The organism is Halomonas sp. ANAO-440, from assembly GCF_019915905.1.
Taxonomy (GTDB): domain Bacteria; phylum Pseudomonadota; class Gammaproteobacteria; order Pseudomonadales; family Halomonadaceae; genus Halomonas; species Halomonas chromatireducens.
Genome location: NZ_JAHXBV010000016.1, coordinates 91,241 through 115,455 on the forward strand (window position 1 = coordinate 91,241; position 24,215 = coordinate 115,455).

Sequence of the window (24,215 nt, forward strand, 5' to 3'; positions counted from 1 at the left end):
TAAAAATTCTGCGAATTGCGGCATTCCGTGAGGTTCGCAGCATGAAAGTTCCCGAGCATGGAGGTACGCGATGGATACCCGGGAGAGCAAGACAGCGCAAGAAGAGTACGAGCACATCAAAGAGGTGAGGATGCCCGAGGACTTCGAGCATCCAGAACCTGACGCCTCTCAGCCGGAGGCCAGGAGGCCCGCCAAAGGCTGGCACTGGTTGCTGCTGGCCACGGCAGTATTGGCAGGCGGCTTCCTGGCCTACCGCCTGCTGTCGGCGCTCTGGGTCTAATCGCGCAGCCATCGTCACGGCGCGGGCGGTAAGGCTCTCACGCATAAACGGCGGTTAGCCCGCCGCCCGCTCGACGACGCCTCGCTATCCAGTAACGCGGGGCGCTTCGACTTACACAGCGCATTCGTCGCCAACGCTCCCGATCGAGTAAGATCACACTCCCGACCGGCTCACGGCTTAGCGCTCCATGCCCGACACCCCCACCGCCAACTTCTCTATGTCTGCAATCCGCCGGGTCGGGGTGCTGTCGCTGCCGGGCTTTTCCCTGCTGGCCCAGGCCTGTGCCCTTGAGCCGCTGATAATGGCCAATCAGCTGGCCGGCCGGTGTCTCTATCGCGTGCAGGCCTATAGCTCAGGTGGAGGTGAGACCCCCAGTCTGGCCGAACTCAGCCTGGCCGCGGCCAAGCCTTTCTCTGACGTGGCGGCCGAGTTGGACATGCTTGTCGTCTGCGCCCCGGCGCCCCTGTCGGCGCATGCCGATGACGCCATCGTTCACCGCCTGCGCGTGCTGGGCAGAAACGGCGTTACGCTGGTCGGCGTGGGCGGCGGCACCGAGCTGCTGGCCCGTGCCGGTGTGCTGGACGGCTACCGCGCCACGCTGCCCTGGCAGCGCTTCGCCGCCTTTACCCGCGACTTTCCCCGGGTGCGGCTCTCCCAGCAGCTGTTCGAGATCGACCGTGACCGCCTCACCTGCGGCGGCGGTACGGCGGCCATGGACATGATGATGACGCTGATTGCCTCGCACCATGGTAGTGAGCTGGCCGAAAGCGTCTCCGAACACTTTGTGCTGGAGCGAATCCGCATGGCAGACGAGCCCCAGCAGGTGCCGCTGCGTGCCCGCCTGGGCCATGCGCCGGCGCCACTGGTGGATGCAGTGATGCTGATGGAAGCCAATATCGAGGAGCCGCTGACCACCCATGAACTGGCGGAACACCTGGGTATTTCCCGGCGCCAGCTGGAGCGGCTGTTCAAGAAGTATCTACAAGCGGTGCCTGGCCGATACTACCTCGATCTGCGCCTGCAGGAAGCCCGGCGGCTGCTGCGCGACAGCGACCTGCCCGCCGGCGAGATCGCCATGAAGACTGGCTTCTCTTCCCCGGCGCACTTTTCCACGGCCTATCGCAACCATTTCGGTGTAACGCCCCGCGAGGAGCGACTGCACTAGGTGAGTGGTGGGCTAGGCCTTGCTGCCCACCCCGACAGCACCGCCTGCCTGCGCTGCCTTGTGGGCAACCAGTGCCCGAAACAGCGACCCCAGCATTACCGGCCGGTCGAGCTCGATTTCGAAGCCGGCACTCTCCAGCAGTGGGCGGGCCTGGCGGGTGATGTCGGTGGCCACGGTGGCGGTGAAGGCATTGAGCGCGCGCCTTGCCAGGCCGGCGGCATGCTCATCGGACTGGAACTTGTCCATCACGCAGAGTTGACCATCCCGGTTGAGTACCCGGTGCGCTTCGGCCAAGCCTTGTCGGGGGTTCGGCATCACGGCCAGGATCAGATGCATGATGACCGCATCGAAGTGACCGTCAGGGTAGTCGAGCGCCTCTGCGTCCATCACACGACACTCCACGTCCATGCCCAGCCGCTCTGCGCGCTGCTGCATGCGCTTGACCATGGCGGGTGAGAGGTCGGTGGCGTGTACTTCCACATCCCGGGGCAGAAAGGGAAGGTCCAGTCCGGTACCGGCTCCCACCAGTAGAACCCGCATACCCGCTTGCCAGTCTACGGCGTCCAGCGATAGCTGGCGGGGACGGCGAAAACTGCGGTCGGCGACCATATCGTAGACCGGGGCATAGAGCCCATAGCGAATTCGATTCCAGGCCGTGGTGTTGAACATCGACATGCTCCGGAGGATGGATATTGAGCTTAGCAGGCCGTCGGCCAACCAGACCCTGTTATTGCGCAATACCGACAGCCATTTTCACAAGAGGGAGTCCCATAGCTGAAAGCCTGGATGGGATGGCCTCCGTATACTCGAATGACAGTAGCGCTTCGCTTCCCCTTTACGCTGGAATGGAGACCGACATGAGCCACACCCCGACCCGCGCCGACTTCGATCAGTACATGGTGCCCAACTACTCTCCCCAGAAGGTCATTCCGGTGCGCGGCGAGGGCAGCCGGCTTTGGGATCAGGACGGGCGCGAGTACATCGACTTCGCCGGGGGCATCGCGGTCAACTCCCTCGGCCATTGCCATCCGGTGCTGGTCGAGGCGCTCACCGAGCAGGCCAACAAGCTCTGGCACCTTTCCAACGTCTACACCAATGAGCCGGCCCTGGCGCTGGCCCGGTCGCTGGTGGAGCGTACCTTCGCCGACAAGGTCTATCTCTGTTCCTCCGGCGGCGAAGCCAACGAGGCGGCGCTGAAGCTGGCGCGGCGCTGGGCCCATGACAACGTCAGCGAGCACAAGACACGCATCGTCTCGTTCTCGCAGTCCTTCCACGGACGCACCTTCTTCACTGTCAGCGTCGGGGGCCAGCCCAAGTACTCCCAGGGCTTCGGCCCGGTGCCGGGCGGCATCGTCCACGGCGAGTTCAACAACCTGGATAGCGTGCGCGACCTGATCGACGACGATACCTGTGCGGTGATGGTCGAGCCGATGCAGGGCGAGGGCGGGATCGTGCCGGCCACCCAGGAGTTCCTGCAGGGGCTGCGGGATCTGTGCGACGCCCACGATGCCCTGCTGATCTTCGACGAGGTGCAGACCGGCGTCGGCCGCACCGGCGCCCTCTACGCCTACATGGAGTACGGCGTGCTGCCGGACATCCTCACCAGTGCCAAGGGCCTGGGCGGCGGCTTCCCGGTGGGGGCGATGCTGACCACCGACCGCGTCGCTCCGGCGCTGGCCATCGGCACCCATGGCTCCACCTATGGCGGCAATGCGCTGGCCTCCGCCGTGGCCCTGGCCGCGGTCGAATACATCGCCACGCCAGTGGTCCTCGATGGCGTGAAACAGCGCCATGACCTGTTCCGCGAGCACCTTGAGGCAATCAACCGCAAGCATGGCGTGTTCAAGGAGATCCGCGGCATGGGGCTGCTGGTCGGCGCCGAGATGGCCCCCGACTACGAAGGCCGGGCCAAGGACATCCTGCCGCTGGCCATCGAAGAGGGGCTCATGGCCCTGATCGCCGGGCCCAACGTGCTGCGCATGGCGCCGTCGCTGGTGATTCCCGAGGCCGATATCAGCGAGGGCATGGCGCGCCTCGATCGGGCCGTGGCGCGACTGGTGGCGGCCAAGTGAAGGCCGGCCAGCCCATGCAAGATGCCGCCAACCGACCCGGAGACCCTGCCATGATGGTCGTACGCCCCGTTCGGCCGGCCGACCTGCCGGCCCTGGAGCGGCTGGCAGGCACCGCCACGCCGAGCCTGACAAACCTGCCGGCCCACCGCGACCGGCTGGAGGAGCGCATCGCCCGCTCGCGGCACTCCTTCAGCCGCGAAGTGGACTTCCCCGGCGATGAGCTCTACACCTTCGTCCTCGAGGACCTGGAGCGCGGCGAGGTGGTGGGCACCGCCACCATTCGCGCCGAGGCCGGGTCCCGGGAGGCCTACTACACCTATCGCCAGGAGACCCTGATCCACGCCTCGCAGCAGCTCAACGTGCGCCGCGAGGTGCAGACCCTGGCGCTCTCCCATGAGGTCTCCGAGACCACCCAGCTCTGCGCGCTGTCCATCGAGCCGCGCTACCGTGGCACCAGCGCGGAAAGCCTGCTGCGCCGGGCCAGGCTGATGTTCATCGCCCAGTACCCCGAGCGCTTCGCCGAGGTGCTGGCCATGGCCTTTCCCGGCTACCTGGACGAGCAGGGCGAATCGCCGTTCTGGAACAGCGTGGGGCGCCACTTCTTCGTGCGTGACTACCACGACATCAACTACCTGGCGGGGGTGCGCTCCAAGAGCTTCATCGCCGAAGTGATGCCGCAATTCCCGCTCTACCTGGCGCTGCTGACGCCACAGGCGCGCGCGGCGATCGGGCGGGAGCATCCGGACCATGAAGCCGCCATGGCCGAGATGCTGGCCGAAGGGTTCCTGCGCTCGCGCCATGTGGACATCTTTGATGCCGGCCCGGTGATCAAGGGAGAGCGCGATCGCCTGGCAAGCTTTCGGCGTGCCGCCTGGCATCCGGTGCGGGTGCGCCCGGCCCACCTGTTGCCGGATGCGGAGCCGGCCATGATCGCCAACCAGCGGCTGGGTGACTTCCGCTGCGTGGTGGCCCGCTACGCGCTGTCGCCCACCGGCCAGCTGATGCTCTCGACCGAGCACGCCGAGCTGCTGGGCGTGGAGGAGGGGCGTGCCGTGCTGGTGGCACCGCTGGCCCTGGCGGCGGAAGATGCCGAGCTGGGCTACGACGAGGGGGAGCTGTGATGCGCATTCGAGCAATTGCCGAATCCGACCTGGACGAGCTGCAGGCCCTGGCGCGCGAGACCGGGGTCGGCTTCACTTCGCTGCCCGACAACCGAGAGTTTCTCGCCGAGAAGATCGAACTGGCCGTTACCGCCTTCGAGCAGCGCTCCCCGGCGGACCGGCGCAACTACTTCTTCGTGCTGGAGGACGAGGACAGCGGCGAGCTGGCCGGCTGCTGTGCCATCGAAGGGCAGGTGGGTCGCGAGGTGCCGTTCTATCACTATCGCCTCGGCACCCTGGCCCACTCCTCGGTGCAGCTCGACCTGCACCGCACCATCGACACTCTCTTTCTCAGCTCCGATCACACCGGCGATGCCGAAGTGGCGTCGCTGTTCCTGCGACCCCAGTACCGTGGCGAAGGACATCGTCATCAGCGCAACGGCGCGCTGCTGTCGATGATGCGCTGGCTGTTCATCGCCGAGTTCCGCGACCAGTTCCCCGACAAGGTACTGGCGGAGATGCGCGGCGTCTTCGACGAGCGTGGCAAGAGTCCCTTCTGGGAGTGCCTGGGAAGCCACTTCTTCCCGCTGGACTTCGACGAGGCGGACCGCCTGACGGGGCTGGGACAGAAGAGCTTCATCGGCGAGCTGATGCCCAAGTTCCCCATCTACACGCCGTTTCTCTCCGACGAGGCCCGTGCCTGTATCGGCCAGGTGCACCGCCATACCCGCCCGGCGCTGGCCATGCTCAAGAAGGAGGGGCTGCGCTGGGAGGGCTTCATCGACATCTTTGACGGTGGCCCCACCGTGGAAGCCTATATCGACGACGTACGCGGCGTGCGCAAGTCACGCCGCTGCCGGGTGGAAGTTCACACCGGCAGCGAACCCCCCGCCGCGCGCCCGCGCTGGCTGGCGGCGAGTACCGACATGGCGGCGTTCCGCGCCGCCTGGGTAGCCGGCGGGCCCAACGAGGACGACACCATCACCCTGAGCGAGCAGGAAGCGCAGCGGCTCGGCGTCGTCGCCGGCGACGCCCTGCGCGTACTGGATACCGAGGAGACACCATGAAAGCCAAGCAGCAGCTGTTGATCGATGGCACCTGGCAGGCGGGAGACGCTACCCGCTTCACCAAGCAGGACCCGGTCTCCGGCGACACCCTGTGGCAGGGCAACGGTGCCGGCGATTCCCAGGTGGCGGCGGCAGTGGCCGCCGCCCGCGGCGCCTTTGCCTCATGGGCACGGCGTGCCTTCGAGGAGCGGCTGGCGGTGGTGGAGCGCTTTCGCGAAGTGCTGGAGGCGCATCGCGAGTATCTGGCCCGCACCATCGCCTCGGAAACCGGCAAGCCGCTCTGGGAGGCCCGCACCGAAGTGGGGGCGATGATCGGCAAGGTGGCGATATCGGTGCGCGCCTACCATGAGCGCACCGGCGAGCGCAGCCGCGATGTGGGCGACACCCGGGCGGTGCTGCGTCATCGGCCCCATGGGGTGATGGCGGTGTTCGGTCCCTACAATTTCCCGGGTCACCTTCCCAATGGCCACATGGTGCCTGCGCTGCTGGCCGGCAACACGGTGGTGTTCAAACCCAGCGAGCAGACACCGCTGACCGCCGACCTCACCCTGCAGTGCTGGCAGGAAGCGGGGCTGCCAGCCGGCGTTATCAACCTGGTTCAGGGGGGCGCTCCCGTGGGGCAGGCGCTCTCGGCCCACCCGGGTATCGACGGCCTGCTGTTCACCGGCAGCGCCAAGGTGGGTGGGCTGCTCAACCGGCAATTCGCCGACCGATTCGACAAGATTCTCGCCCTGGAGCTGGGGGGCAACAATCCGCTGGTGGTCAAGGACGTGCACGACCAGGACGCCGTGGTGCTGACCATCCTGCAGTCGGCCTTTCTCTCCGGCGGCCAGCGCTGTACCTGCTCGCGGCGGCTGATCGTGCCCGAGGGCCAGGTCGGCGACCACCTGCTCGACGCCCTGGTGGATGCCATTGGTCGATTGCACGTGGCAGGCCAGTTCGAGGAGCCGGCGCCTTTCTACGGTGGCCTGGTCAGCCCGGCGGCGGCCCAGGGGCTGCTCAAGGCCCAGGACGAGCTGGAAGCCCTGGGCGGAGTGGTGTTGTCGCGCATGGCGTGCCTGAAGGAGGGCACCAGCCTGCTCAGCCCCGCGCTGATCGACGTCACCGGTCTTACGGTGCCAGACGAAGAGCACTTCGGCCCATTGCTGAAAGTATACCGTTATAAAGATTGGAGTGAAGCGGTCACTATCGCCAATGACACCCGCTATGGCCTCTCCGCCGGTCTGATCGGCGGCGAGCGTGCCGACTGGGACGACTTCCTGCTGCGCATTCGTGCCGGCATCGTCAACTGGAACCGCCAGACCACGGGTGCCTCGGGCGATGCCCCCTTCGGTGGCGTCGGCGACAGTGGCAACCACCGTCCCAGTGCCTACTATGCCGCCGACTACTGCGCCTATCCGGTGGCCTCCATGGAGAGCGACGAGCTGCATCTGCCTGACCAACTGCCGCCGGGAGTGGTGCTATGAGCGACGCTGTGACGCTGCGCGACGAGAGCTACCGGGAAGTCAATTTCGACGGCCTGGTGGGGCCGACCCACAACTACTCGGGGCTGGCCCACGGCAACGTCGCTTCCATGAGCCATGGCGGCCTGGTCTCCAACCCGCGTGAAGCTGCGCTGCAGGGGCTTGGCAAGATGAAGGCGCTGATGGACGCCGGCTATGCCCAGGGCGTACTGCCGCCCCAGCAGCGGCCGGACCTGGGCGCGCTGCGGGCGCTGGGCTTCACTGGCAGCAATTCCGAGGTGCTGGCCCGTGCCGCCAGTGAGGCGCCCCAGGTGCTGCGGGCGGTGTGTTCGGCGTCGAGCATGTGGACAGCCAACGCCGGTACGGTGACGCCGAGCCGCGATGCGCCGGATGGGCGGGTGCATTTCACCCCGGCCAACCTGCAGTCGAGCTTTCACCGCTACCTGGAGCCGGAGACCACCGGGCGCGTGTTGGCGGCGATCTTCCATGATGAGCGCCACTTCGCCCACCATTCGGTGCTGCCGGCGACCCCGGCCTTCTCCGACGAGGGGGCGGCCAACCATACCCGGCTCTGTGGTGAGCACGGCGAGCCCGGTGTGCACCTCTTCGTCTATGGCCGCCAGGCCTTCGGCGGGCGCATCGAACCGCAGAAGTTCCCGGCCCGCCAGACCCTGGAGGCGAGCCAGGCGGTGGCCCGTCAGCACGGCTTGAGCGACGACCAGGCGGTGTTCGCCCAGCAGCATCCCGATGCCATCGATGCCGGCGTGTTCCACAACGACGTGATCGCGGTGGGCAACGGCCCGGTGCTGCTCTACCACGAGATGGCTTTCCTCGACGAGGGGACGACCCTCGACGAGCTGCGCCGCAAGATGGCGACGCCCCTGATCCCGGTGCGGGTGCCGCTGGAGGCGGTGAGCCTCGAGGACGCCGTGGCCTCCTACCTGTTCAACTCCCAGCTGCTGACCAATGCCGATGGCAGCATGACCCTGGTGGTTCCCGGCGAGTGCCAGGAGCGCGAGGCGGTGTGGCGCACCATCCAGGATCACCTGCTGGCGGGCAACAATCCTATCGGGGAAGTGATCGTCAAGGACGTCAAGCAGAGCATGCGCAACGGTGGCGGCCCGGCCTGCCTGCGTTTGCGGGTGGCACTGTCGCAGGTGGAGCGATCGGCATTGACCGGTCGCGTGCTGCTAAACGACGGGCTCCATGAGGAACTGACCGCCTGGGTCGAGCGCCACTATCGCGATCGCCTGGCGCCCGACGACCTGGCCGACCCGCAGCTGGCCGACGAGACCCTGACGGCGCTGGACGAGCTGACCCGTATCCTGCAGATCGGCTCGGTCTACCCGTTCCAGTTGGGTTAGGCTTTCCCCCGAGACGTCACTTTCCACCGAGACCCAAACAGGATAGGGACATCATGCGAGATATCACTATCGTGCGGCTGAATACCGACTCCGACCATGTGGCCACGGTGGCGAGCTGGACCTACGCCGAATGGGGGCATCTGAATCCCGCATACACGGCTGAAACCTGGCGAGAAGCCTTTCGCCAGGAGTGCGGCGATGGCGGGGTGCCCTCAGTATTCGTGGCCATGCAGGGCGACCGTCCGGTGGGAACGGCGGCGCTGATGGCGGAGGATATGGCCAGCCGGCGCGACCTCACGCCCTGGCTGGCCTCGGTGTTCGTGCTGCCGGAATGGCGTGGGCAGGGCATTGCCGCCAGGCTGATCCGGCGCGTCGAAGAGGAGGCCGCCGCCTGTGGTATCGATCAGTTCTATCTGTACACCCACGATCAGCAGGGACTATACCGGCGCCTCGGCTGGTGCGACCATGAAATACTGAACTACCGGGGCGAGGAGGTCACCATCATGCTGCGCCGGCTCGAAGCGTGACGACCGCCTCACCCCCGGCCTTGTACCGGCAAGCGGTGGCCCGTTTCGGCGCTTCTGGCAGGGCTCTGCCTTGTCGGTGCCCCAATGGCCTGCTTGACCTGTGGGCAGCCCATAGCTTTTACATTGATGGCCTGACGCGATGCATTTCAGTAACAAGGAGTTTTCATGATGCGATCTACCCAGACCAAACCCCGTACCGCTGCATATGACGCCGATTCCTCCCGCGGGCCGTTGGCCCTGCTGCTGGGCAGCCTGGGGGTGGCCGCGTTGCTGGCGCTGAGTCCGCTGGCCGAGGCCGGCAGCCACGAGCACGATCATGGCGATGAGCACGCCCACGGCGATCATCAGATGGATGACCAGGAGCACGCCGACGATCCCGCAGTGCAGGCCTACCGCGAAGCCAATGAGCGCATGCACGAGGGAATGATGGGAGGCTTTACCGGCGATGCCGACGTCGACTTCGCCCGCGGCATGATCCCCCACCACCAGGGCGCCATCGATATGGCCAATATCGTTCTTGAATACGGTGAGGACGAGGCGCTGCAGCAGCTGGCCCGTGAGATCATCGACGCCCAGGAGGAGGAGATCGCCTTCCTCGAAGCCTGGCTCGAGGAGCACGGCCACTGACGCATTCGCCACGCTTTGCCGACTGATAGGACGCCCGCTGCTGCGGGCGTCGTCGTTTGCGGCTGGGCCATCTACGCCCCACGCTTACGCCACCCCTACGCCCCCCGAGGAGGAGCCATCCCACGCGTCGATTGGCGAGGCTAGTCGGGTCAACGATACTTTCTCGATAACAACAATGGGGCATGACCTATGCACACCGTTCTCAATCGCCGCCTCACGCCGCTGCTCGCCGCCACCCTGCTGGGCGCCGCTGCCGCGCCGGCACTGGCCTTCGACGACGACCGCCTGACCATCTGGATGGGCGACAACAAGGGCCAGGACGGCATTCGCGAGGTGGCGGCCCAGTTCACCGACGAGACCGGCATCGAGGTCGAGGTGGTTTTTCCCGATAACCTCACCGACCGCTTCCAGCAGGCCGCCGGCAGCGGCCAGGGGCCCGATATCGTGATCTGGGCCCACGACCGTCTCGGCGAATGGGCCCAAAGCGGCCTGCTTGCGCCGATCTCTCCGAGTGACGGTTTCCGCGCCGACTACTTCGACTTCACCTGGGATGCCACGCTGTGGAACGGCGACACCTACGGCTACCCGGTCTCGGTGGAGTCGCTGGGGCTGATCTACAACAGGGCGCTGGTCGACGAGGCGCCGCAGAGCTTCGCCGAGCTCTCGGCGCTGGACGCCGAGCTTGCCGAGCAGGGCAAGAAGGCGATCCTGTTCGACTACAGCGAGCCCTACTACGGCTGGCCGCTGCTCGCCGCCAACGGCGGCTATCCCTTCAAGCAGACCGAGGAGGGCTTCGACGTCAGTGATATCGGCGTCAACAATGAGGGGGCCGTGCAGGGCGCCGAACTCATCGCTGAGCTGATCGACAGCGGCGTGCTGCCCCGCGGCACCGATTACAGCATTGCCGACACCCGCTTCAACCGTGGCGAGGTGGCGACCATGATCAGCGGCCCCTGGGCCTGGCCAAACCTGGAGCGCAGCGGCATCGACTACGGCGTGGCGCTGCTGCCCAAGGTCGGCGACGAGCGCGCCCGGGCCATGTACGGAGTGATGACGGCGATGATCAATGCCGCCTCGCCCAACGACTTCCTGGCGGTGGAATTCCTCGAAAGCTACCTGCTCAGCGAGGCCGGCATGCGCACCTTCAACAGCGACGGCTCGCTGGGGGCGGTGGCGCATATCGCCTATCAGGAAGAGTTGGAAAGCGACGCCAATATTGCCGCGACCCTGGCCAACGCCGAGATCGGCATGCCGATGCCCAATATTCCCGAGATGGGCGCCTTCTGGGCCGCCATGGAGCCGGCGCTGCAGAACATCGGCAGCGGCCGCCAGTCGCCCCGGGAAGCCCTCGACGCCGCGGCGCGCCGCATGCGCCAGTAAGCCTACCCGACGCCCATGGCCGGCGGCAGCCCTGCCGCCGGCCCGCTCCCGCAGGATATCGACATGTACACGACCAACGCTTCCCGAGGCCTGCCGCGACACCGTTCGCGGCATGTCGCCGAGCGCTATACCCGCTGGGCCATGCGCGGCCTGATAGCGGCCCTGGTGCTGACCCTGATGTGGCTGGTGCTGGCCTTTCATCTCAACGGCCAGTGGATGTTCGCGCTGCTGTTCCTGGTGCTCGGCGCCTCGTTGGCGGTGGTGTTCACCAAGCGCACCCTGATGAGCCACCGCTACATCTTTCCGGCAGTGGCGGGGCTCGGGGTGTTCGTGATCTTCCCGCTGCTCTATACCATCGGCATCAGCTTCAGCAACTACAGCTCCAGCAACCTGCTCAGCGAAGACCGAGTGCGCGCCCAACTCTTGGCGCGGACCTACCAGGAGGAGGGCGCTTCCTTCACCTTCCAGGTCTTGCGCGAGGGCGAGGAGGTGCGCCTGGCACTGGAAAGCGACGGCGAGATAGCGCTGGAGGGCGAGGCCGATGCGGAGATGGAGGCCGCGCTGGAAGGTGCCTCTCGCTTAATTAGCGCCCCGCTCGACCTCGGTGACGACGTCAGCCGGCGCATCGAGATCGAGCCGCTGCATCAGGCCCTCGACGCCGAGCCGCTCGAGATGCGCGAGGTGATCGCCGCCCGCGACGCCCTGCAGGCGCTGCGCCTGGTGACCCCAGAAGGCCTGGAGCTGCGCATGGCGGGGCTGCGCCACTTTGCGCCCATGCTCGACCGCTATGAGGCCCGCGACGACGGCTCGCTGTATGATCGCCGCGACGACCGGGTGCTGACGCCGGACCGCGACACCGGCTTCTTCGTCGGCGACGATGGCCAGCGCATCACCCCGGGCTGGCCGGTGGCGGTGGGCCTGGACAACTACACGCGGATCTTCGCCGACCCGGATATCCGCGGCCCCTTCATGCAGATCTTCGTCTGGACCTTCGCCTTCGCCGGCCTCACCGTGCTGTTCACCCTGGTCGTCGGCTTCACCCTCGCCTCGCTGCTGCAGTGGGACCAGCTGCGCGGCAAAGCGATCTACCGCACGCTGCTGATCCTGCCCTACGCGGTGCCGGCGTTCATCTCGATCCTGATCTTCAAGGGCATGTTCAACCAGCACTTCGGCGAGGTGAACATGATCCTCGACGGGGTGTTCGGCATCCGCCCCGAGTGGTTCACCGACCCGTGGCTGGCGCGCAGCATGCTGCTGATCGTCAATACCTGGCTCGGCTACCCCTACATGCTGCTGCTGTGCATGGGCCTGATCCAGTCGATCCCCCGCGATCTCTATGAGGCCTCGGCGGTGGACGGCGGCGGTCCGCTCACCAACATGCTGACCATCACCCTGCCGCTGATCCTCAAGCCGCTGACGCCGCTGTTGATCGCCGCTTTCGCCTTCAACTTCAACAACTTCGTGTTGATCGCCCTGCTCACCGGCGGCAACCCCGATATCCTCGGCGCCAGCACCCCGGCGGGCACCACCGACCTGCTGGTCAGCTACACCTACCGCATCGCCTTCCAGGATGCCGGCCAGGACTTCGGGCTGGCGGCGGCCATCGCCACCCTGATCTTCCTGCTGGTGGCGGGCATGTCGCTGCTCAATCTGCGCCTGTCCAAGGTCAAGGTCTGATAAGGAGATACCGTCATGGCCATGGTTCAACCCCGCTCGATCCGCGCCCGCCGTCTGGGCGCGCATCTCGCCCTGATCGGCTTCGTCTCGCTGATCGTCTTTCCGCTGCTGCTGGTGATCTCGATCTCGTTTCGCGAGGGCAACTTCGCCACCGGCAGCCTGATCCCCGAACGCTTCTCGCTGGAGCACTGGTCGCTGGCGCTGGGCATCCCCTGGGAGCGTGCCGACGGCAGCGTGGTCCAGCCGCCGTTCCCGGTACTGCTGTGGCTGTGGAACTCGATCAAGGTGGCGGTGGTGTCGTCGCTGCTGATCCTGATGCTCGCCACCACCAGCGCCTACGCCTTCGCGCGCATGCGCTTCAAGGGCAAGGCGCCGCTCCTCAAGGGCATGCTGATCTTCCAGATGTTTCCGGCGGTGCTCTCGCTGGTGGCGCTCTACGCGCTGTTCGACCGCCTCGGCCAGCTGGTGCCGTGGCTTGGCATCAACACCCACGGGGCGCTGATCGTCGCCTCGCTGGGCGCCGTGGCGCTGCATATCTGGACCATCAAGGGCTACTTCGAGTCCATCGACGGCTCGCTGGAGGAGGCCGCCATGGTCGACGGCGCCAGCACCTGGCAGGCGTTCCGCTACATTCTGCTGCCGCTGTCGGTGCCGATCCTGATGGTGGTGTTCATCCTCGCCTTCGTGATGAGCATCATGGAGTACCCCATGGCCTCGGTGCTGCTGGTCGACGAGCACAAGCTGACGCTCGCTGTGGGTGCCCAGCAGTACCTGGCCGACCACAACCAGCGCTGGGGTAACTTCGCCGCCGCCGCGGTGCTCTCCGGCCTGCCCATCACCGTTGCTTTCCTGATCTGTCAGCGCTGGATCATCGGCGGGCTGACCGCCGGCGGCGTCAAGGGCTAGCGTTCCGCCTCGTTTCCTCGCCCTGAGCAGAGCCTTGCTCGACCCCGATCATATGATCGGGGTTCTTTTGGGTAGACGTTGAGGCAGGCAATAAATCGCCCCGGGCTGGATAAGCACCGGGGCGCAGGGTGGCGGTCGATCGGCGCTCAGTGGGTGACGCCGGGGATCTCCACCTGGCGAGGACAGGCGCTGCCGTCGGCGCCGAACAGGTGGCAGTGCTTGCCGTCAAGGCCGAGGGTGACGGCCTGGTGGTCGTCGAGATGGGCGAGGCCGTCGAGGCGCTGGGTCAGCGTCGCCTCGACACCTTCCACCTGCAGGTGGGCGAGGGTCTCGTAGCCGAGCTTCTCGGCGACCATCAGGCGCGCCTGGAGCGTCGCCTCGGCCTGGTCCGGGGCGACGAAGTCCTCGGCGCGCACGCCCAGGGTGGCGCGATCGCCGGCCTTGAGCCGGGCACCGTCGACAGCCACCTGGAGGGTGGCGCCGCCGGGCAGGCGCACCGCCGTATGCAGGCGACCGGGGTCGAGCACTTCGACGCTCAGGGTGTTGATGCGCGGTGAGCCGATGAATTCGGCGACCTCCAGGGTCCTGGGGAAGTGGTAGAGCGACAGCGGCGCGCCGACCTGGGCGATGCGGCCGCCGGAGAGCAGCACAATGCGGTCGGCCAGGGTCATCGCCTCGACCTGGTCGTGGGTGACGTAGATCATGGTCGCCTGCAGGCGCTTGTGCAGCTCGGCGATCTGCACCCGCATGTCGACCCGCAGCGCCGCATCCAGGTTGGAGAGCGGCTCGTCGAACAGGAACACCGCCGGCTCCTTGACCAGGGTGCGGCCGATGGCGACCCGCTGGCGCTGGCCGCCGGAGAGGTCCTTGGGGCGGCGTTCGAGCAGTTCGCTGAGGTGCAGCATCTCGGCGGCGTGCTGCACGCGCCGGCGGATCTCGGCCTTGTCGGTGCGCGCCAGCTTGAGGCCGAAGGCCATGTTCTCGGCCACGCTCATGTGCGGATAGAGCGCGTAGGACTGGAACACCATGCCGATGTCGCGCTCCTGGGGCGGGATCTCGTTGATGCGCTCGCCGTCCAGGCACATCTCGCCCTGGGTGATGTCCTCCAACCCGGCGATCATGCGCAGCAGGGTCGACTTGCCGCAGCCCGAAGGGCCGACGAAGACCACGAACTCGCCGTCCTTGATGGTCAGGTCGATATCGCGAGAGATCTCCACCTCGCCGAAGGCCTTGCCGATCCCTTCCAGTGTCAGGCGTCCCATGGGTTGTCCTCCGAGCAGCGCGCGATGGCAATGCCGTAAGCGGGTAGCGTCAGGGTGCCGTTCTGCCAGCGGCCGTTGACCAGCGGCGGAGCATCCGCCAGTGGCTCGGCGCTGGCCGGGGCGGCGACCTCGCAGGGCGTGGCGGCGAAGTTGAGTGCCACCAGCAGGCGTTCGCCCTGATAGCGTCGTTCGAAGCGCATCACCTCGCCCTGCAGCGAATGGTAGCGCACGTCGCCCTTGACCAGCGCGGGCAGCCCGCAGCGGAAGGCCAGGAAGGCGCGGTAGGCGTTGAGCAGCGAGGCCGGGTTGTCATCCTGCCGGTCAACCGCCAGGTTGGCATGCTCGACGGGCACCGGCAGCCAGGGTGTGGCGCTGCTGAAGCCGGCGTGCCGGGCATCGGCGACCCAGGGGTGAGGCGTGCGGCAGCCGTCGCGGCCATTGTAGGCCGGCCAGAAGGTGATGCCGGCGGGGTCGACCAGCTGTTCGAAACTCAACTGGGCCTCGGGCAGCCCCAGTTCCTCGCCCTGGTAGAGGCAGACGCTGCCGCGCTGGGTGAGCAGGAAGGCCATGTAGAGGCGCAGCGCGGCAGGATTGTCGGCGGCCTGCCAGCGGGTGGCGAGTCGCACCACGTCGTGGTTGCCCAGCGCCCAGCACGGCCAGCCGTCAGCGATGCGCCGCTCCATTTCGGTGAGGGTGTGCTGCAGGAAGGCCGGGTCGTGGCGCTCGCCGAGCAGGTCGAAGGAGTAGGCCATGTGCAGCCGCTTGCCGCCCTGGGTGTACTCGGCCATCACCCGCAGCGAGTCGTCGTCGCCGACCTCGCCGACGCTGGTGGTGCCGGGGTACTCGTCGAGCAGTGCGCGCAGCTTCTCGAGGAAGGCCAGGTTGTCCGGCTGAGTCTTGTCGTGAAGGTGGCGCTGGAAGCCGTAGGGGTTGTCGGGGCGCACGCCGAGAAAGCCCTCTGCCAGGTCCTCGCGGGGCGGGTTGTCCTCGAGCTTGCCGTGGGTGCAGAAGTTGACCGCGTCGAGGCGGAAGCCGTCCACGCCTCGCTCCAGCCAGAAGCGCACCTCGCCGAGGATCGCCTCGACCACCGCCGGGTTGTGGAAGTTGAGATCCGGCTGGCTGGCCAGGAAGTTGTGCAGGTAGTACTGGCAGCGACGCGTGTCCCACTGCCAGCTCGAGCCGCCGAACACCGACTGCCAGTTGGTGGGCGGCGAGCCGTCGGCGCGGGCATCGGCCCACACGTACCAGTCCGCCTTGGGATTGTCGCGGCTGCTTCGGCTCTCGCTGAACCAGGCGTGCTGGTCGGAGCTGTGCGACAGCACCTGGTCGATGGTGACCCTGAGACCGCGGGCGTGGGCCGCTTCCACCAGGCGGTCGAAGTCGTCGAGGCTGCCGAACATCGGGTCCACGTCGCGGTAGTCGCTGATGTCGTAGCCGAAGTCCTTCATCGGCGAGGTGAAGAAGGGTGACAGCCAGATGGCGTCGACGTTGAGGGAGGCGATGTAGTCGAGCTGGTCGATCACCCCCTGCAGGTCACCGATGCCGTCGCCGCGGCTGTCCATGAAGCTGCGCGGGTAGATCTGGTAGATCACCGCGCCGCGCCACCAGTCGGCCCCCTGGGGGCCTACGTAGCGAGAAGCCTGTGCCATGTGCGCATGTTCCTTGTTGTGGTTGATCGATAACCCGCGGCGCACAGCAGTGCTGCCGCGAGACTAGGCGTAATGGCCATGGTGCGCGGCACCGGCACGGGTGAAATCCTCCCGGCGGCGTAGGAGGCGGCGTAGAGGGGGGGAGGAGGCGCGGCTAGTCGCCCTGGATGTGTGCCAGCAGCTCGCCAGCCAGGGCGATGGCCTCATCGCGGCGGCGGATGTTCTGCTTCTGGTAGAGGCTGCGGATATGCGTCTTGACGGTGGTCGGCGCCACCGAGAGCTGCTCGGCGATCTGCTCGTTGGAGAGCCCGGCGTGGATCAGGCCAAGGATCTGCCATTCACGACGGGTCAGCGGCGAGGTGCGAATCAGCTCGGGTACGTCGGGGCGGGCGACGATATCGGCGATGACCGCCTCGTCGAGCATCAGCCTCACGGCGTTGCCGAACTCACGCTGGCGCCCGGTCAGCTCGATCAGCCGCGTGGCGCGTTGGCGGACCAGCTCGTCGAGTTCGCCGCCATCGAGCAGCGCCTGCAGCAGCTCGGACAGCGGTGGGCCGAGGCGCAGGAAGCTGCCGATCAGGGCGGTGCGCGAGGCGAGCGTCAGCGCCTGGTGGAGGTGCGCAAGGGCGGCGCTGCGGTCGCCGCGCTGCCAGGCCAAGGCGGTCAGACACAGCTGGTTGCGGTTGGCGTCGGTGACCAGGCCGAGCCGGGCGGTATGGGCCTCGAGCCGCTCGAGCAGCGCCTCGGCCTCGTCGCAGCGGCCGAGCAGGGTCAGGGCGCGGGCGTGGTTGCGCACGTTGCACTGAGCGAAGTGATTGCTGGCCCGTTCCGGCTCGGCGCGGGGCGCCTCCTGCAGCCAGCGCGCTACGGCGTCGAGGTCGTGGGTCGCTTGCCACCAGGCGAGCAGGGTGGAGTGGGCGTTGGCCACCCAGTCGATATGGTAGTCACCCTCGGCGAGAATCTTGCGCAGGCGGCGGATATGGTCGGCGCACTGGGCCTGGTCGCCGCGGCTCTGGGCCACCTTGGCGAGGCTGATATGGCACTGCAGGGTCCAGCGTTCGCCCTGGCCGTCGAGCACCGCGATGCCGGCCAGCGCCGCCTGCTCGGCGTCGTCGAGGCGGTGCCACTCCCACAGCAGCTGGCTGCGGATGCGGTAGAGAAATTCCGCTACCGGCAGCTGCGTCTGGCCACTCTGCTCGAGGTGGGCGAAGGCGCGCTCCTGGATGTCGTAGGCGGCCTGCAGGCGGCCCTGGGCGACCAGGGTCTCGGACTGATGGCACAGCGACCACAGCCGCAGCTGGGCGTCGCCGAGGCGAGCCGCCTCGCGTTCCACCTCGCGAATCCGCGTCAGCGACTCGTCGAGGTGGCCGAGCACGAAACGCGCCTCGGTGAGGATCGCCGCGGCGGCCACCGGCGTCGAGGCCAGATAGCGGGCGGGCAGGGTCAGGGCCTGCTCGGCCAGCGGTGCGGCGCGCTCGGCGTCGCCCTGATTGATCGCCAGCTGGGCGCGCAGAGTGGCGAATTCGGCGCCCAGCGCCTGCCACTCGGGGGCATCCAGCTGGGCCTCGATCCAGCCGATGGCGCGGGCGGTGAGGTCGAACTGAAACTGGGCGTGGGTCACCCAGCCGTAGAGCAGGGTCAGCTCGGGGGCGGCGACGATGCGCGTCTCGCCGAGCCGTGCCAGGGCCTCGGCGAGACGGGCGACATGACCGTTGGCCAGCAGCGTCGGGCCATGGGCGACGAGCAGCGCGACGAGGTCCTCCGGGGCCTCGGCCTGGATCGCCTGATCGAGCGCCGCCGCCGGGTCGCCGAGCGCCAACCACGCCTGGCTGGCGCGGCGGTGCAGTTGGCGCTGGCTGTCGAGGCTCAGCTCATGGCGGCGATGACGCAGGTAGCCGGCGAACAGCCGCTGAAAGCGGTACCACTGCTGATGCGGGTCGAGCGCCTCGATGAACAGCCCGGCCTGTTCCAGGGCAGCGAGGCGCTGGGTCAGGCGCTCGCCTTCCAGCAGCCGCGCCACCAGCGCCGGCGAGAAGCGCTCGAGCACGCCGAGCTGCAGCAGCAGGCGGCGGTCCTCGTCGTCGAGCTCGGCATCGAGCAGGTCGTCGAACCAGGCCACGAAGTCGGGGTGGGCGCCATTCAGGCGGTCGACCAGGGCGTCGAAGCCGGCCCGGGTGGTGGTGCGCTCGACCAGCCAGGTGAGCGCCATCACCCAGCCGCCGCTGCGGCGCAGGGCCCGCTCCAGGCTGACCCGGGTGGGGGGAAAGCTGAGTTGCTCGGCGCACAGGGTCTGTGCCTCCTCGACGTCGAAGGCCAGCTCGGCGAGGCCGATTTCCTCCAGCTCGCCGCGCAGACGCAGTGCCGCCAGGCCCAGGGCCGGGCGGGTGCGTGCGATCAGCGTCAGGGTAAGCCAGCGCGGCTGGTGGCGCAGCCACAGCTGCAGGGCGTCGAGGATCTCGGGGTCGCGCAGATGCTCGGCCTCGTCGAGCACCAGTCGCCGCGGTGTCAGCGCCTCGGGCAGCGCCGCCAGCCACGCCTCGCACTGCTGGGCGAGGGGGGCTGCCGCGTCGAGGGCCGGCAGGGAGACGGCATCGTCCAGCAGCCTTTCCAGCGCGGCATGGAAATAGGCGGCAAAGCGCCCCGGGGTGTCGTCGCGCCGCTCCAGGCGCAGCCAGGCGGCGTGCTGCTCCAGGGCCGGCAGCCGCTCGGCCACCAGGGTGCTCTTGCCATACCCCGGCGGCGCCTGCACCACCAGCAGGCGCACCCGCTCGTCGAGCGTGAAACGGTCGTTGAGGCGCGGCCTCGCCACCACGCAGGGCGGCGGCGGAGGCGGGGCGAGCTTTTCCTGGAGCAGCGGCATGGCGTCTCAGAAGCAGAGGAGTCTTTAACGTTTCAGGTCTGCCAGTATGCCTAGCTGAGCCACTGGGTGGGGGAGAGTGAGACCAAGGTCGTAGTGGCCGCTGTGGTGGCACGCCATGGCGAGACGGGAGACATCACAGGGATGTGATGGAGAAGCTCGGATAACCGGTGCCAGGGGCTGGCACCGGATGCCCTGCACGAGTGCTGCATCGCGCCTGGCGCAGCGAGAGCCGGCTTGGCTGACTGGCGTCAGCCAGTGGGCTCGCTCCCTGTGCTGCGTGTCGCTTCGATCAGGAGGCGCTGCCACCTCCGCCGACGATGCCGCCGCGCAGGCCACTCTGGTTGTCGCTGGACCGAAGATGCCGGGAGACGGCGTCTTCCGGTGAACCGGCCATCTCGCGGAACATGCCCATGGAGCCGAGCAGGGCGGAGGACTCGTAGGGCACGAAGACCCGCTCGCCGTTCTTGGCCATGTTGGGCAGCCCCTTGATGTAGCTCTGGCCGAGCAGGTAGCCCACGACGGTGCGCTTATGCTCGTCGCTGTCGCCGATGGCGCTGAGTACCAGCTTGATCGACTCCTGTTCGCCCTGGGCGCGCAGGATGGCGGATTCCTTGTCGCCCTGGGCGTTGAGGATCGCCGACTCGCGCTGGCCCTGGGCCATGGCGATGGCGGCGGACTTCTCCCCCTCGGCTTCGGTAACGGTGGCACGGCGCTTGCGCTCGGCGGCCATCTGCAGGCGCATGGCGGACTCCACCTCTTCGGGCATGGCGATGTCCTGGACCTCGACCCGCGAGATCTTCACCCCCCACTTGGAGGCGGCTTCTTCCATGGCGGCCTGGATCTCGTTGTTGACCTCGGCACGGGACTCGAACAGCTTGTCGAGCTCCATCTTGCCGACCACCGAGCGCAGCGTGGTCTTGGCCAGCACCTCCACCGCCTGGCTCATGTTCTCCACTTCATAGACAGCGCGCTTGGGATCGATGATCTGGTAGTAGAGCGCGCCGTTGATGTTCACCGTGACGTTGTCGGTGGTCACCACCGGCTGGCCCGGGAAATCCATCACCGTCTCACGGCGATCGATACGGACTTCGCTGCTGGTCACCGGGTGGTAGTCCTCGCCCATCTTGCGGTAGCGAATCATGGTGATGGCGCGGGGCTGTTCGATGAAGGGGATGATGATGTTGATGCCGCTTTCGAGCAGCCGATTGAACGACCCCAGTCGCTCGATGACCATCACCTCGGACTGGCGCACGATGACCAGCCCCTTGGCGATGATCAGGATGCCGATGACGACGATGATCAGTGCGAGTAACAGCCCGGGGCTGATGGGAAGATCCATGTTCACGATGTACTGCTCCTTGTCTTTGGCGAGTGCGTGTTGGTGATGACGCGTTGAAAGGTTGTCGAGGGGATTGCTTCTTGGTGGGCGTGGTGTGAATGAAGCGTTGCATCCTACTCCATCTGGTGCCTCTGGCAGTGGCTGACGATGGCCGTGGTGCCGTCGAACTGCTTGAAGATGACCAGGGTACCTTCGGGCAGGTCGGTCTCGCCGGTTTCATCGACGCGCAGGCGGTAGAAGTCGCCGTTGACCTTGACCCCGCTGGCGCCATCGAAATCACGCGTGAGCGTCGTGTAGGTATGGCCCTTCTCCACGCCGGTACCGGTGGTGCCGTAGGCAACGCCGCGAGGCGAGAACCAGGGGCGAATGACCATGACGGCCAGGGGTACGAGCAGCCCCGAGAATACGCCCATTCCCAGCAACTGCCAGGGAAGCGATAGCCCCAGGGCGGCCAGTGCCGACGTCAACACGGCTGCCACTGCCAGCGCCAATAGCACAAGGCCCCCGGAAGAGAGCTCAGCCAGGCCCAGCAGCAGGGCGATGGCAATCCAGATCAGGGCAGGATTCCAGTCCATGATAGTCTCTGTGTCGTGTTTGATGGGCCAAGGGGCGACAGGGATTTGACCTGTGCGCCGCCCAAGGCTTTACGATATCCGTGTTGCCCATGTTATAGGAGAGCACCATGTCACACACCCTGGTAGTACGCCCCCTTTCGGCGCTTGTTGTCATTCTGGCCGGGAGCGCCTTGCTGGCGGCACCCGTCATGGCCGGGGAAGAGGAGGCTCAGGCTCAGGAGCGGATCCAGCAGGTCGAGTCCGGGGAGGCCGAAGCGCAAGGGGATGATGGCGAGGTCGAGGCCTCCGACGATGATGTGCTCGAGAGTGACGAACAGCCGGCGCACCACGGCAACGATAACGGCCACGATCATGAGCATGCAATGCATGATGAGGACGAGCATGCCGACAATGAGGCCGTGCAGGCCTATCGCGAGGTCAATCGGCGCATGCATGAAGACATGTCGATCGACTTCACCGGCGATGCCGATGCCGATTTCGCCCGTGGCATGATACCCCACCACCAAGGCGCCATCGATATGGCCAACGTGGTGTTAGTGCATGGTGAGGACGACGCGATCCGCGACCTGGCCCGTGAGATCATCGAGGCCCAGGAGGAGGAGATCGCCTTCCTGCGCGACTGGCTCGTGCAGCATGGCTACGAGACCAACTGACATTCGTCACCAGAGACTGCCCCGATGACCCTGCTGACCTGGATCGGGATTGCACTCTGCCTGGTCCAGTCGGCGATGTTCTCGGGGCTGAACCTGGCCTTTTTCTCGATCAACAAGCTGGAGCTCGAGATCAAGGCCCGCAAGGGCAGTCCGCGAGCTCGGCGGGTACATCGCCTGCGCCAGGATGCCAACTTCCTGCTGGTCACCATCCTGTGGGGTAACGTGGCGGTAAATGTGCTGCTGGCGCTGCTCTCCGGCTCGGTGATGGGGGCCATGGTGGCGTTCTTGTTCTCCACTGTGGTAATCACCCTCTGTGCCGAGATCCTGCCCCAGGCGTTCTTCTCCCGGCACGCGCTACGCATGGCGTCACTATTGGCCCCGATGGTGCGCTTCTACCAGTTGCTGCTGTGGCCCGTGGCGCGTCCGACCGCCTGGGTGCTGGATCGCTGGCTGGGGCCGGAAGCGATACCCTTCTTCAGGGAGCGGGACCTGCACCAGCTGATCCGGCTCCACATGGAGTCCACCGAAACCGAGATCGACCGGGTGGAGGGGCGTGGTGCCATGAACTTCCTCATGCTGGATGATGTGCCCCTGGGGCGTGAGGGGGAGGTGCTGGCCCCCGACAGCATCGTCGTTCTGCCTTTCCACGGTGACAAGCCGATCTTTCCCGAGATCCAGCGAACCCGACACGATGATTTCCTGCGGTCCCTGCAGGTCAGCGGCAAGAGCCGCGCGGTAGTGGTGGACGCCGCCGGCGAACCGCGACTCGTGATCGATACCGATGCGTTCCTGCGTGCGGCGCTGTTCGACCCCGATCTCTTCACGCCGCTGGCCCACTGCCATAGGCCCATCGTCGTACGCGACCCCAGCGTGCCCCTGGGCGAGGTCATCGGACGTTTTCGGGTCCATGCCAGCCATCGACAGGATGACGTGCTCGACGAGGACGTCATCCTGCTCTGGGCCGATGAGAAGCGCATCCTTACCGGCTCCGACGTGCTTGGCCGCCTCCTGCGCGGCATCGTCAGGAGTTCGCCCCACCCGGGGTGAGCGGGAGCCGCTACAGCCCCAGGCGCTCCTTCACCCGGCCGAAGGCGGCCAGGGCGAACTCCAGGTCGTCGCGGGTCAGCGCTGCCGACATCTGGGTACGGATGCGGGCACGTCCCTTGGGTACCACGGGGAAGGAAAAGGCAATCACGTAGACGCCCTCCTTGAGCATTTCCTCGGCGAAGCGGGAAGCCACGGTGGCATCGTGCAGCATCACAGGGACGATGGGATGCTCGCCGGGCAGCAGTTCGAAGCCCAGCGATTCCAGGCCGGAACGGAAGAATGTCGTGTTTTCCCTGAGCCGCTCGCGCAGTTCTTCGGACTCGCCGGCCAGTTGCAGCGCTTTCAGGGCGCCGGCCACCACCGGCGGGGCCACGGTATTGGAGAACAGGTAGGGGCGCGAACGCTGGCGCAGCAGTTCGACGATTTCGCGCTTGCCGCTGGTATAGCCGCCGCTGGCGCCGCCCAGCGCCTTGCCCAGGGTGCCGGTAGTGATGTCAACGCGGTCCATGCAGCCACGGAACTCGTGGGTGCCGCGGCCGCCGTCCCCGATGAAGCCGGTGGCATGGCAGTCGTCGAAATGCACCAGGGCACCATAGCGTTCGGCCAGATCACAGATATCGTCGAGCGGGGCGATGTAACCATCCATGGAGAAGACCCCATCGCTGGTGATCAGCTTGAAGCGAGCGCCGTCGCGATCGGCGGCCTTGAGCTGCTCTTCCAGGTCGGCCATGTCACGATTGCGGTAGCGATAGCGCTTCGCCTTGCTGAGCCGAACGCCGTCGATGATGCTGGCATGGTTGAGCTCATCCGAGATCACGGCGTCTTCCGCGCCGAGCAGGGTCTCGAACAGGCCGCCGTTGGCATCGAAGCAGGAGGGGTAGAGGATCGTATCCTCGGTGCCCAGAAACTCGGTGAGCTTCTCTTCCAGCTGCTTGTGCAGGCTCTGGGTGCCGCAGATGAAACGCACCGATGCCAGTCCGTAGCCCCACTTGTCGAGGCCGGCCCTGGCGGCGGCATTGACCTCGGGGTGCTGGGCCAGGCCCAGGTAGTTGTTGGCGCAGAGGTTGAGCACCTCGCGGCCCTGGTTGATGCCGACATGGGCCCCCTGGGGCGTGGTCAGCTGGCGCTCATGCTTGTAGAGGCCCGCCTCCTGGATGGCGTCGAGTTCGTCTTGCAGATGCTGTTGAAAGGCTCCGTACATG

General features: G+C 66.8%; 21 protein-coding genes. 14 read left to right on the forward strand and 7 right to left on the reverse strand.

Going from position 1 to position 24,215, the window contains the following annotated elements:
- Positions 1–70 precede the first annotated feature (70 nt).
- Together KZO25_RS12465 and KZO25_RS12470 are read left to right on the forward strand one after the other, a co-directional pair.
- Positions 71–280 (forward strand): hypothetical protein, encoded by a 210-nt coding sequence (locus tag KZO25_RS12465; RefSeq protein WP_066444069.1) that lies wholly within the window; start codon positions 71–73, stop codon positions 278–280.
- 187 nt (positions 281–467) lie between these two features.
- Positions 468–1,445, forward strand: a complete 978-nt coding sequence (locus KZO25_RS12470) for a GlxA family transcriptional regulator (RefSeq protein ID WP_223137205.1) — start codon at positions 468–470, stop codon at positions 1,443–1,445.
- 12 nt (positions 1,446–1,457) lie between these two features.
- Here KZO25_RS12470 and KZO25_RS12475 read toward each other — a convergent pair whose 3' ends face one another.
- Complete coding sequence (locus KZO25_RS12475; protein ID WP_066444071.1) at positions 1,458–2,114, reverse strand: class I SAM-dependent methyltransferase; 657 nt, start codon at positions 2,112–2,114, stop codon at positions 1,458–1,460.
- 188 nt (positions 2,115–2,302) lie between these two features.
- On the opposite strand from KZO25_RS12475, the gene KZO25_RS12480 reads away from it, so the two are divergent.
- The 10 genes from KZO25_RS12480 to malG all read left to right on the forward strand — a co-directional run bounded on the left by KZO25_RS12480 (position 2,303) and on the right by malG (position 13,628).
- Positions 2,303–3,517 carry an aspartate aminotransferase family protein gene (locus KZO25_RS12480; protein WP_223137206.1) on the forward strand — a complete coding sequence of 405 codons (1,215 nt, stop codon included), beginning with the start codon at positions 2,303–2,305 and terminating at the stop codon, positions 3,515–3,517.
- A 50-nt stretch (positions 3,518–3,567) separates the two neighbouring features.
- A complete protein-coding gene (locus KZO25_RS12485) occupies positions 3,568–4,638 on the forward strand; it encodes an arginine N-succinyltransferase (protein ID WP_223137207.1) in 1,071 nt (356 codons plus the stop codon).
- A complete protein-coding gene (gene astA, locus KZO25_RS12490) occupies positions 4,638–5,684 on the forward strand; it encodes an arginine N-succinyltransferase (protein ID WP_223137208.1) in 1,047 nt (348 codons plus the stop codon). The genes KZO25_RS12485 and astA overlap by 1 nt, the downstream gene beginning before the upstream one ends.
- Positions 5,681–7,150, forward strand: coding sequence for a succinylglutamate-semialdehyde dehydrogenase (gene astD, locus KZO25_RS12495; protein ID WP_223137209.1), 1,470 nt, complete (start codon positions 5,681–5,683; stop codon positions 7,148–7,150). The genes astA and astD overlap by 4 nt, the downstream gene beginning before the upstream one ends.
- Positions 7,147–8,511 carry an N-succinylarginine dihydrolase gene (astB, locus tag KZO25_RS12500; RefSeq protein WP_066444083.1) on the forward strand — a complete coding sequence of 455 codons (1,365 nt, stop codon included), beginning with the start codon at positions 7,147–7,149 and terminating at the stop codon, positions 8,509–8,511. Before astD ends, astB begins: the two co-directional genes overlap by 4 nt.
- Positions 8,512–8,564: 53 nt before the next feature.
- Positions 8,565–9,038, forward strand: coding sequence for a GNAT family N-acetyltransferase (locus KZO25_RS12505; RefSeq protein WP_223137210.1), 474 nt, complete (start codon positions 8,565–8,567; stop codon positions 9,036–9,038).
- Positions 9,039–9,203: 165 nt separating this feature from the next.
- Complete coding sequence (locus KZO25_RS12510; protein WP_235588915.1) at positions 9,204–9,665, forward strand: DUF305 domain-containing protein; 462 nt, start codon at positions 9,204–9,206, stop codon at positions 9,663–9,665.
- A 189-nt stretch (positions 9,666–9,854) separates the two neighbouring features.
- Positions 9,855–11,045 carry a maltose/maltodextrin ABC transporter substrate-binding protein MalE gene (gene malE, locus KZO25_RS12515; protein ID WP_223137211.1) on the forward strand — a complete coding sequence of 397 codons (1,191 nt, stop codon included), beginning with the start codon at positions 9,855–9,857 and terminating at the stop codon, positions 11,043–11,045.
- A 63-nt stretch (positions 11,046–11,108) separates the two neighbouring features.
- On the forward strand, positions 11,109–12,722 hold the full coding sequence (malF, locus tag KZO25_RS12520; protein ID WP_223137212.1) for a maltose ABC transporter permease MalF: 1,614 nt from the start codon (positions 11,109–11,111) through the stop codon (positions 12,720–12,722).
- Between the two features lie 15 nt (positions 12,723–12,737).
- Positions 12,738–13,628, forward strand: a complete 891-nt coding sequence (gene malG, locus KZO25_RS12525; protein ID WP_156889365.1) for a maltose ABC transporter permease MalG — start codon at positions 12,738–12,740, stop codon at positions 13,626–13,628.
- 146 nt (positions 13,629–13,774) lie between these two features.
- Here malG and ugpC read toward each other — a convergent pair whose 3' ends face one another.
- From ugpC to KZO25_RS12550, 5 genes are all read right to left on the reverse strand, one after another.
- A complete protein-coding gene (gene ugpC / locus KZO25_RS12530) occupies positions 13,775–14,890 on the reverse strand; it encodes a sn-glycerol-3-phosphate ABC transporter ATP-binding protein UgpC (protein ID WP_223137213.1) in 1,116 nt (371 codons plus the stop codon).
- Positions 14,878–16,539, reverse strand: a complete 1,662-nt coding sequence (locus KZO25_RS12535) for an alpha-glucosidase (protein WP_223137214.1) — start codon at positions 16,537–16,539, stop codon at positions 14,878–14,880. Before KZO25_RS12535 ends, ugpC begins: the two co-directional genes overlap by 13 nt.
- Before the next feature lie 154 nt (positions 16,540–16,693).
- A complete protein-coding gene (gene malT, locus KZO25_RS12540; protein WP_223137215.1) occupies positions 16,694–19,399 on the reverse strand; it encodes an HTH-type transcriptional regulator MalT in 2,706 nt (901 codons plus the stop codon).
- Positions 19,400–19,688: 289 nt separating this feature from the next.
- The gene (locus KZO25_RS12545; RefSeq protein ID WP_066444090.1) at positions 19,689–20,738 is read right to left on the reverse strand and encodes an SPFH domain-containing protein; all 1,050 of its coding nucleotides are present in this window, start codon (positions 20,736–20,738) and stop codon (positions 19,689–19,691) included.
- Between the two features lie 113 nt (positions 20,739–20,851).
- A complete protein-coding gene (locus KZO25_RS12550) occupies positions 20,852–21,313 on the reverse strand; it encodes an NfeD family protein (protein ID WP_223137216.1) in 462 nt (153 codons plus the stop codon).
- A 107-nt stretch (positions 21,314–21,420) separates the two neighbouring features.
- Between KZO25_RS12550 and KZO25_RS12555 the strand changes: the two genes are divergently transcribed.
- Positions 21,421–21,966, forward strand: coding sequence for a DUF305 domain-containing protein (locus tag KZO25_RS12555; RefSeq protein ID WP_144439593.1), 546 nt, complete (start codon positions 21,421–21,423; stop codon positions 21,964–21,966).
- 24 nt (positions 21,967–21,990) lie between these two features.
- On the forward strand, positions 21,991–23,013 hold the full coding sequence (locus KZO25_RS12560) for a DUF21 domain-containing protein (protein ID WP_223137217.1): 1,023 nt from the start codon (positions 21,991–21,993) through the stop codon (positions 23,011–23,013).
- A gap of 10 nt (positions 23,014–23,023) precedes the next feature.
- On the opposite strand, the gene kbl is transcribed toward KZO25_RS12560, so the two are convergent.
- On the reverse strand, positions 23,024–24,214 hold the full coding sequence (gene kbl / locus KZO25_RS12565; RefSeq protein ID WP_223137218.1) for a glycine C-acetyltransferase: 1,191 nt from the start codon (positions 24,212–24,214) through the stop codon (positions 23,024–23,026).
- Between the last annotated feature and the right edge of the window lies 1 nt (position 24,215).

Excerpts from the sequence above, each read along its gene's own strand:
- KZO25_RS12465 (WP_066444069.1), top strand. The coding sequence starts at position 71 with ATGGATACCCGGGAGAGCAAGACAGCGCAAGAAGAGTACGAGCACATC.
- KZO25_RS12470 (WP_223137205.1), top strand. The coding sequence starts at position 468 with ATGCCCGACACCCCCACCGCCAACTTCTCTATGTCTGCAATCCGCCGG.
- KZO25_RS12475 (WP_066444071.1), bottom strand. The coding sequence starts at position 2,114 with ATGTTCAACACCACGGCCTGGAATCGAATTCGCTATGGGCTCTATGCC.
- KZO25_RS12480 (WP_223137206.1), top strand. The coding sequence starts at position 2,303 with ATGAGCCACACCCCGACCCGCGCCGACTTCGATCAGTACATGGTGCCC.
- KZO25_RS12485 (WP_223137207.1), top strand. The coding sequence starts at position 3,568 with ATGATGGTCGTACGCCCCGTTCGGCCGGCCGACCTGCCGGCCCTGGAG.
- astA (WP_223137208.1), top strand. The coding sequence starts at position 4,638 with ATGCGCATTCGAGCAATTGCCGAATCCGACCTGGACGAGCTGCAGGCC.
- astD (WP_223137209.1), top strand. The coding sequence starts at position 5,681 with ATGAAAGCCAAGCAGCAGCTGTTGATCGATGGCACCTGGCAGGCGGGA.
- astB (WP_066444083.1), top strand. The coding sequence starts at position 7,147 with ATGAGCGACGCTGTGACGCTGCGCGACGAGAGCTACCGGGAAGTCAAT.
- KZO25_RS12505 (WP_223137210.1), top strand. The coding sequence starts at position 8,565 with ATGCGAGATATCACTATCGTGCGGCTGAATACCGACTCCGACCATGTG.
- KZO25_RS12510 (WP_235588915.1), top strand. The coding sequence starts at position 9,204 with ATGATGCGATCTACCCAGACCAAACCCCGTACCGCTGCATATGACGCC.
- malE (WP_223137211.1), top strand. The coding sequence starts at position 9,855 with ATGCACACCGTTCTCAATCGCCGCCTCACGCCGCTGCTCGCCGCCACC.
- malF (WP_223137212.1), top strand. The coding sequence starts at position 11,109 with ATGTACACGACCAACGCTTCCCGAGGCCTGCCGCGACACCGTTCGCGG.
- malG (WP_156889365.1), top strand. The coding sequence starts at position 12,738 with ATGGCCATGGTTCAACCCCGCTCGATCCGCGCCCGCCGTCTGGGCGCG.
- ugpC (WP_223137213.1), bottom strand. The coding sequence starts at position 14,890 with ATGGGACGCCTGACACTGGAAGGGATCGGCAAGGCCTTCGGCGAGGTG.
- KZO25_RS12535 (WP_223137214.1), bottom strand. The coding sequence starts at position 16,539 with ATGGCACAGGCTTCTCGCTACGTAGGCCCCCAGGGGGCCGACTGGTGG.
- malT (WP_223137215.1), bottom strand. The coding sequence starts at position 19,399 with ATGCCGCTGCTCCAGGAAAAGCTCGCCCCGCCTCCGCCGCCGCCCTGC.
- KZO25_RS12545 (WP_066444090.1), bottom strand. The coding sequence starts at position 20,738 with ATGGATCTTCCCATCAGCCCCGGGCTGTTACTCGCACTGATCATCGTC.
- KZO25_RS12550 (WP_223137216.1), bottom strand. The coding sequence starts at position 21,313 with ATGGACTGGAATCCTGCCCTGATCTGGATTGCCATCGCCCTGCTGCTG.
- KZO25_RS12555 (WP_144439593.1), top strand. The coding sequence starts at position 21,421 with ATGTCACACACCCTGGTAGTACGCCCCCTTTCGGCGCTTGTTGTCATT.
- KZO25_RS12560 (WP_223137217.1), top strand. The coding sequence starts at position 21,991 with ATGACCCTGCTGACCTGGATCGGGATTGCACTCTGCCTGGTCCAGTCG.
- kbl (WP_223137218.1), bottom strand. The coding sequence starts at position 24,214 with ATGTACGGAGCCTTTCAACAGCATCTGCAAGACGAACTCGACGCCATC.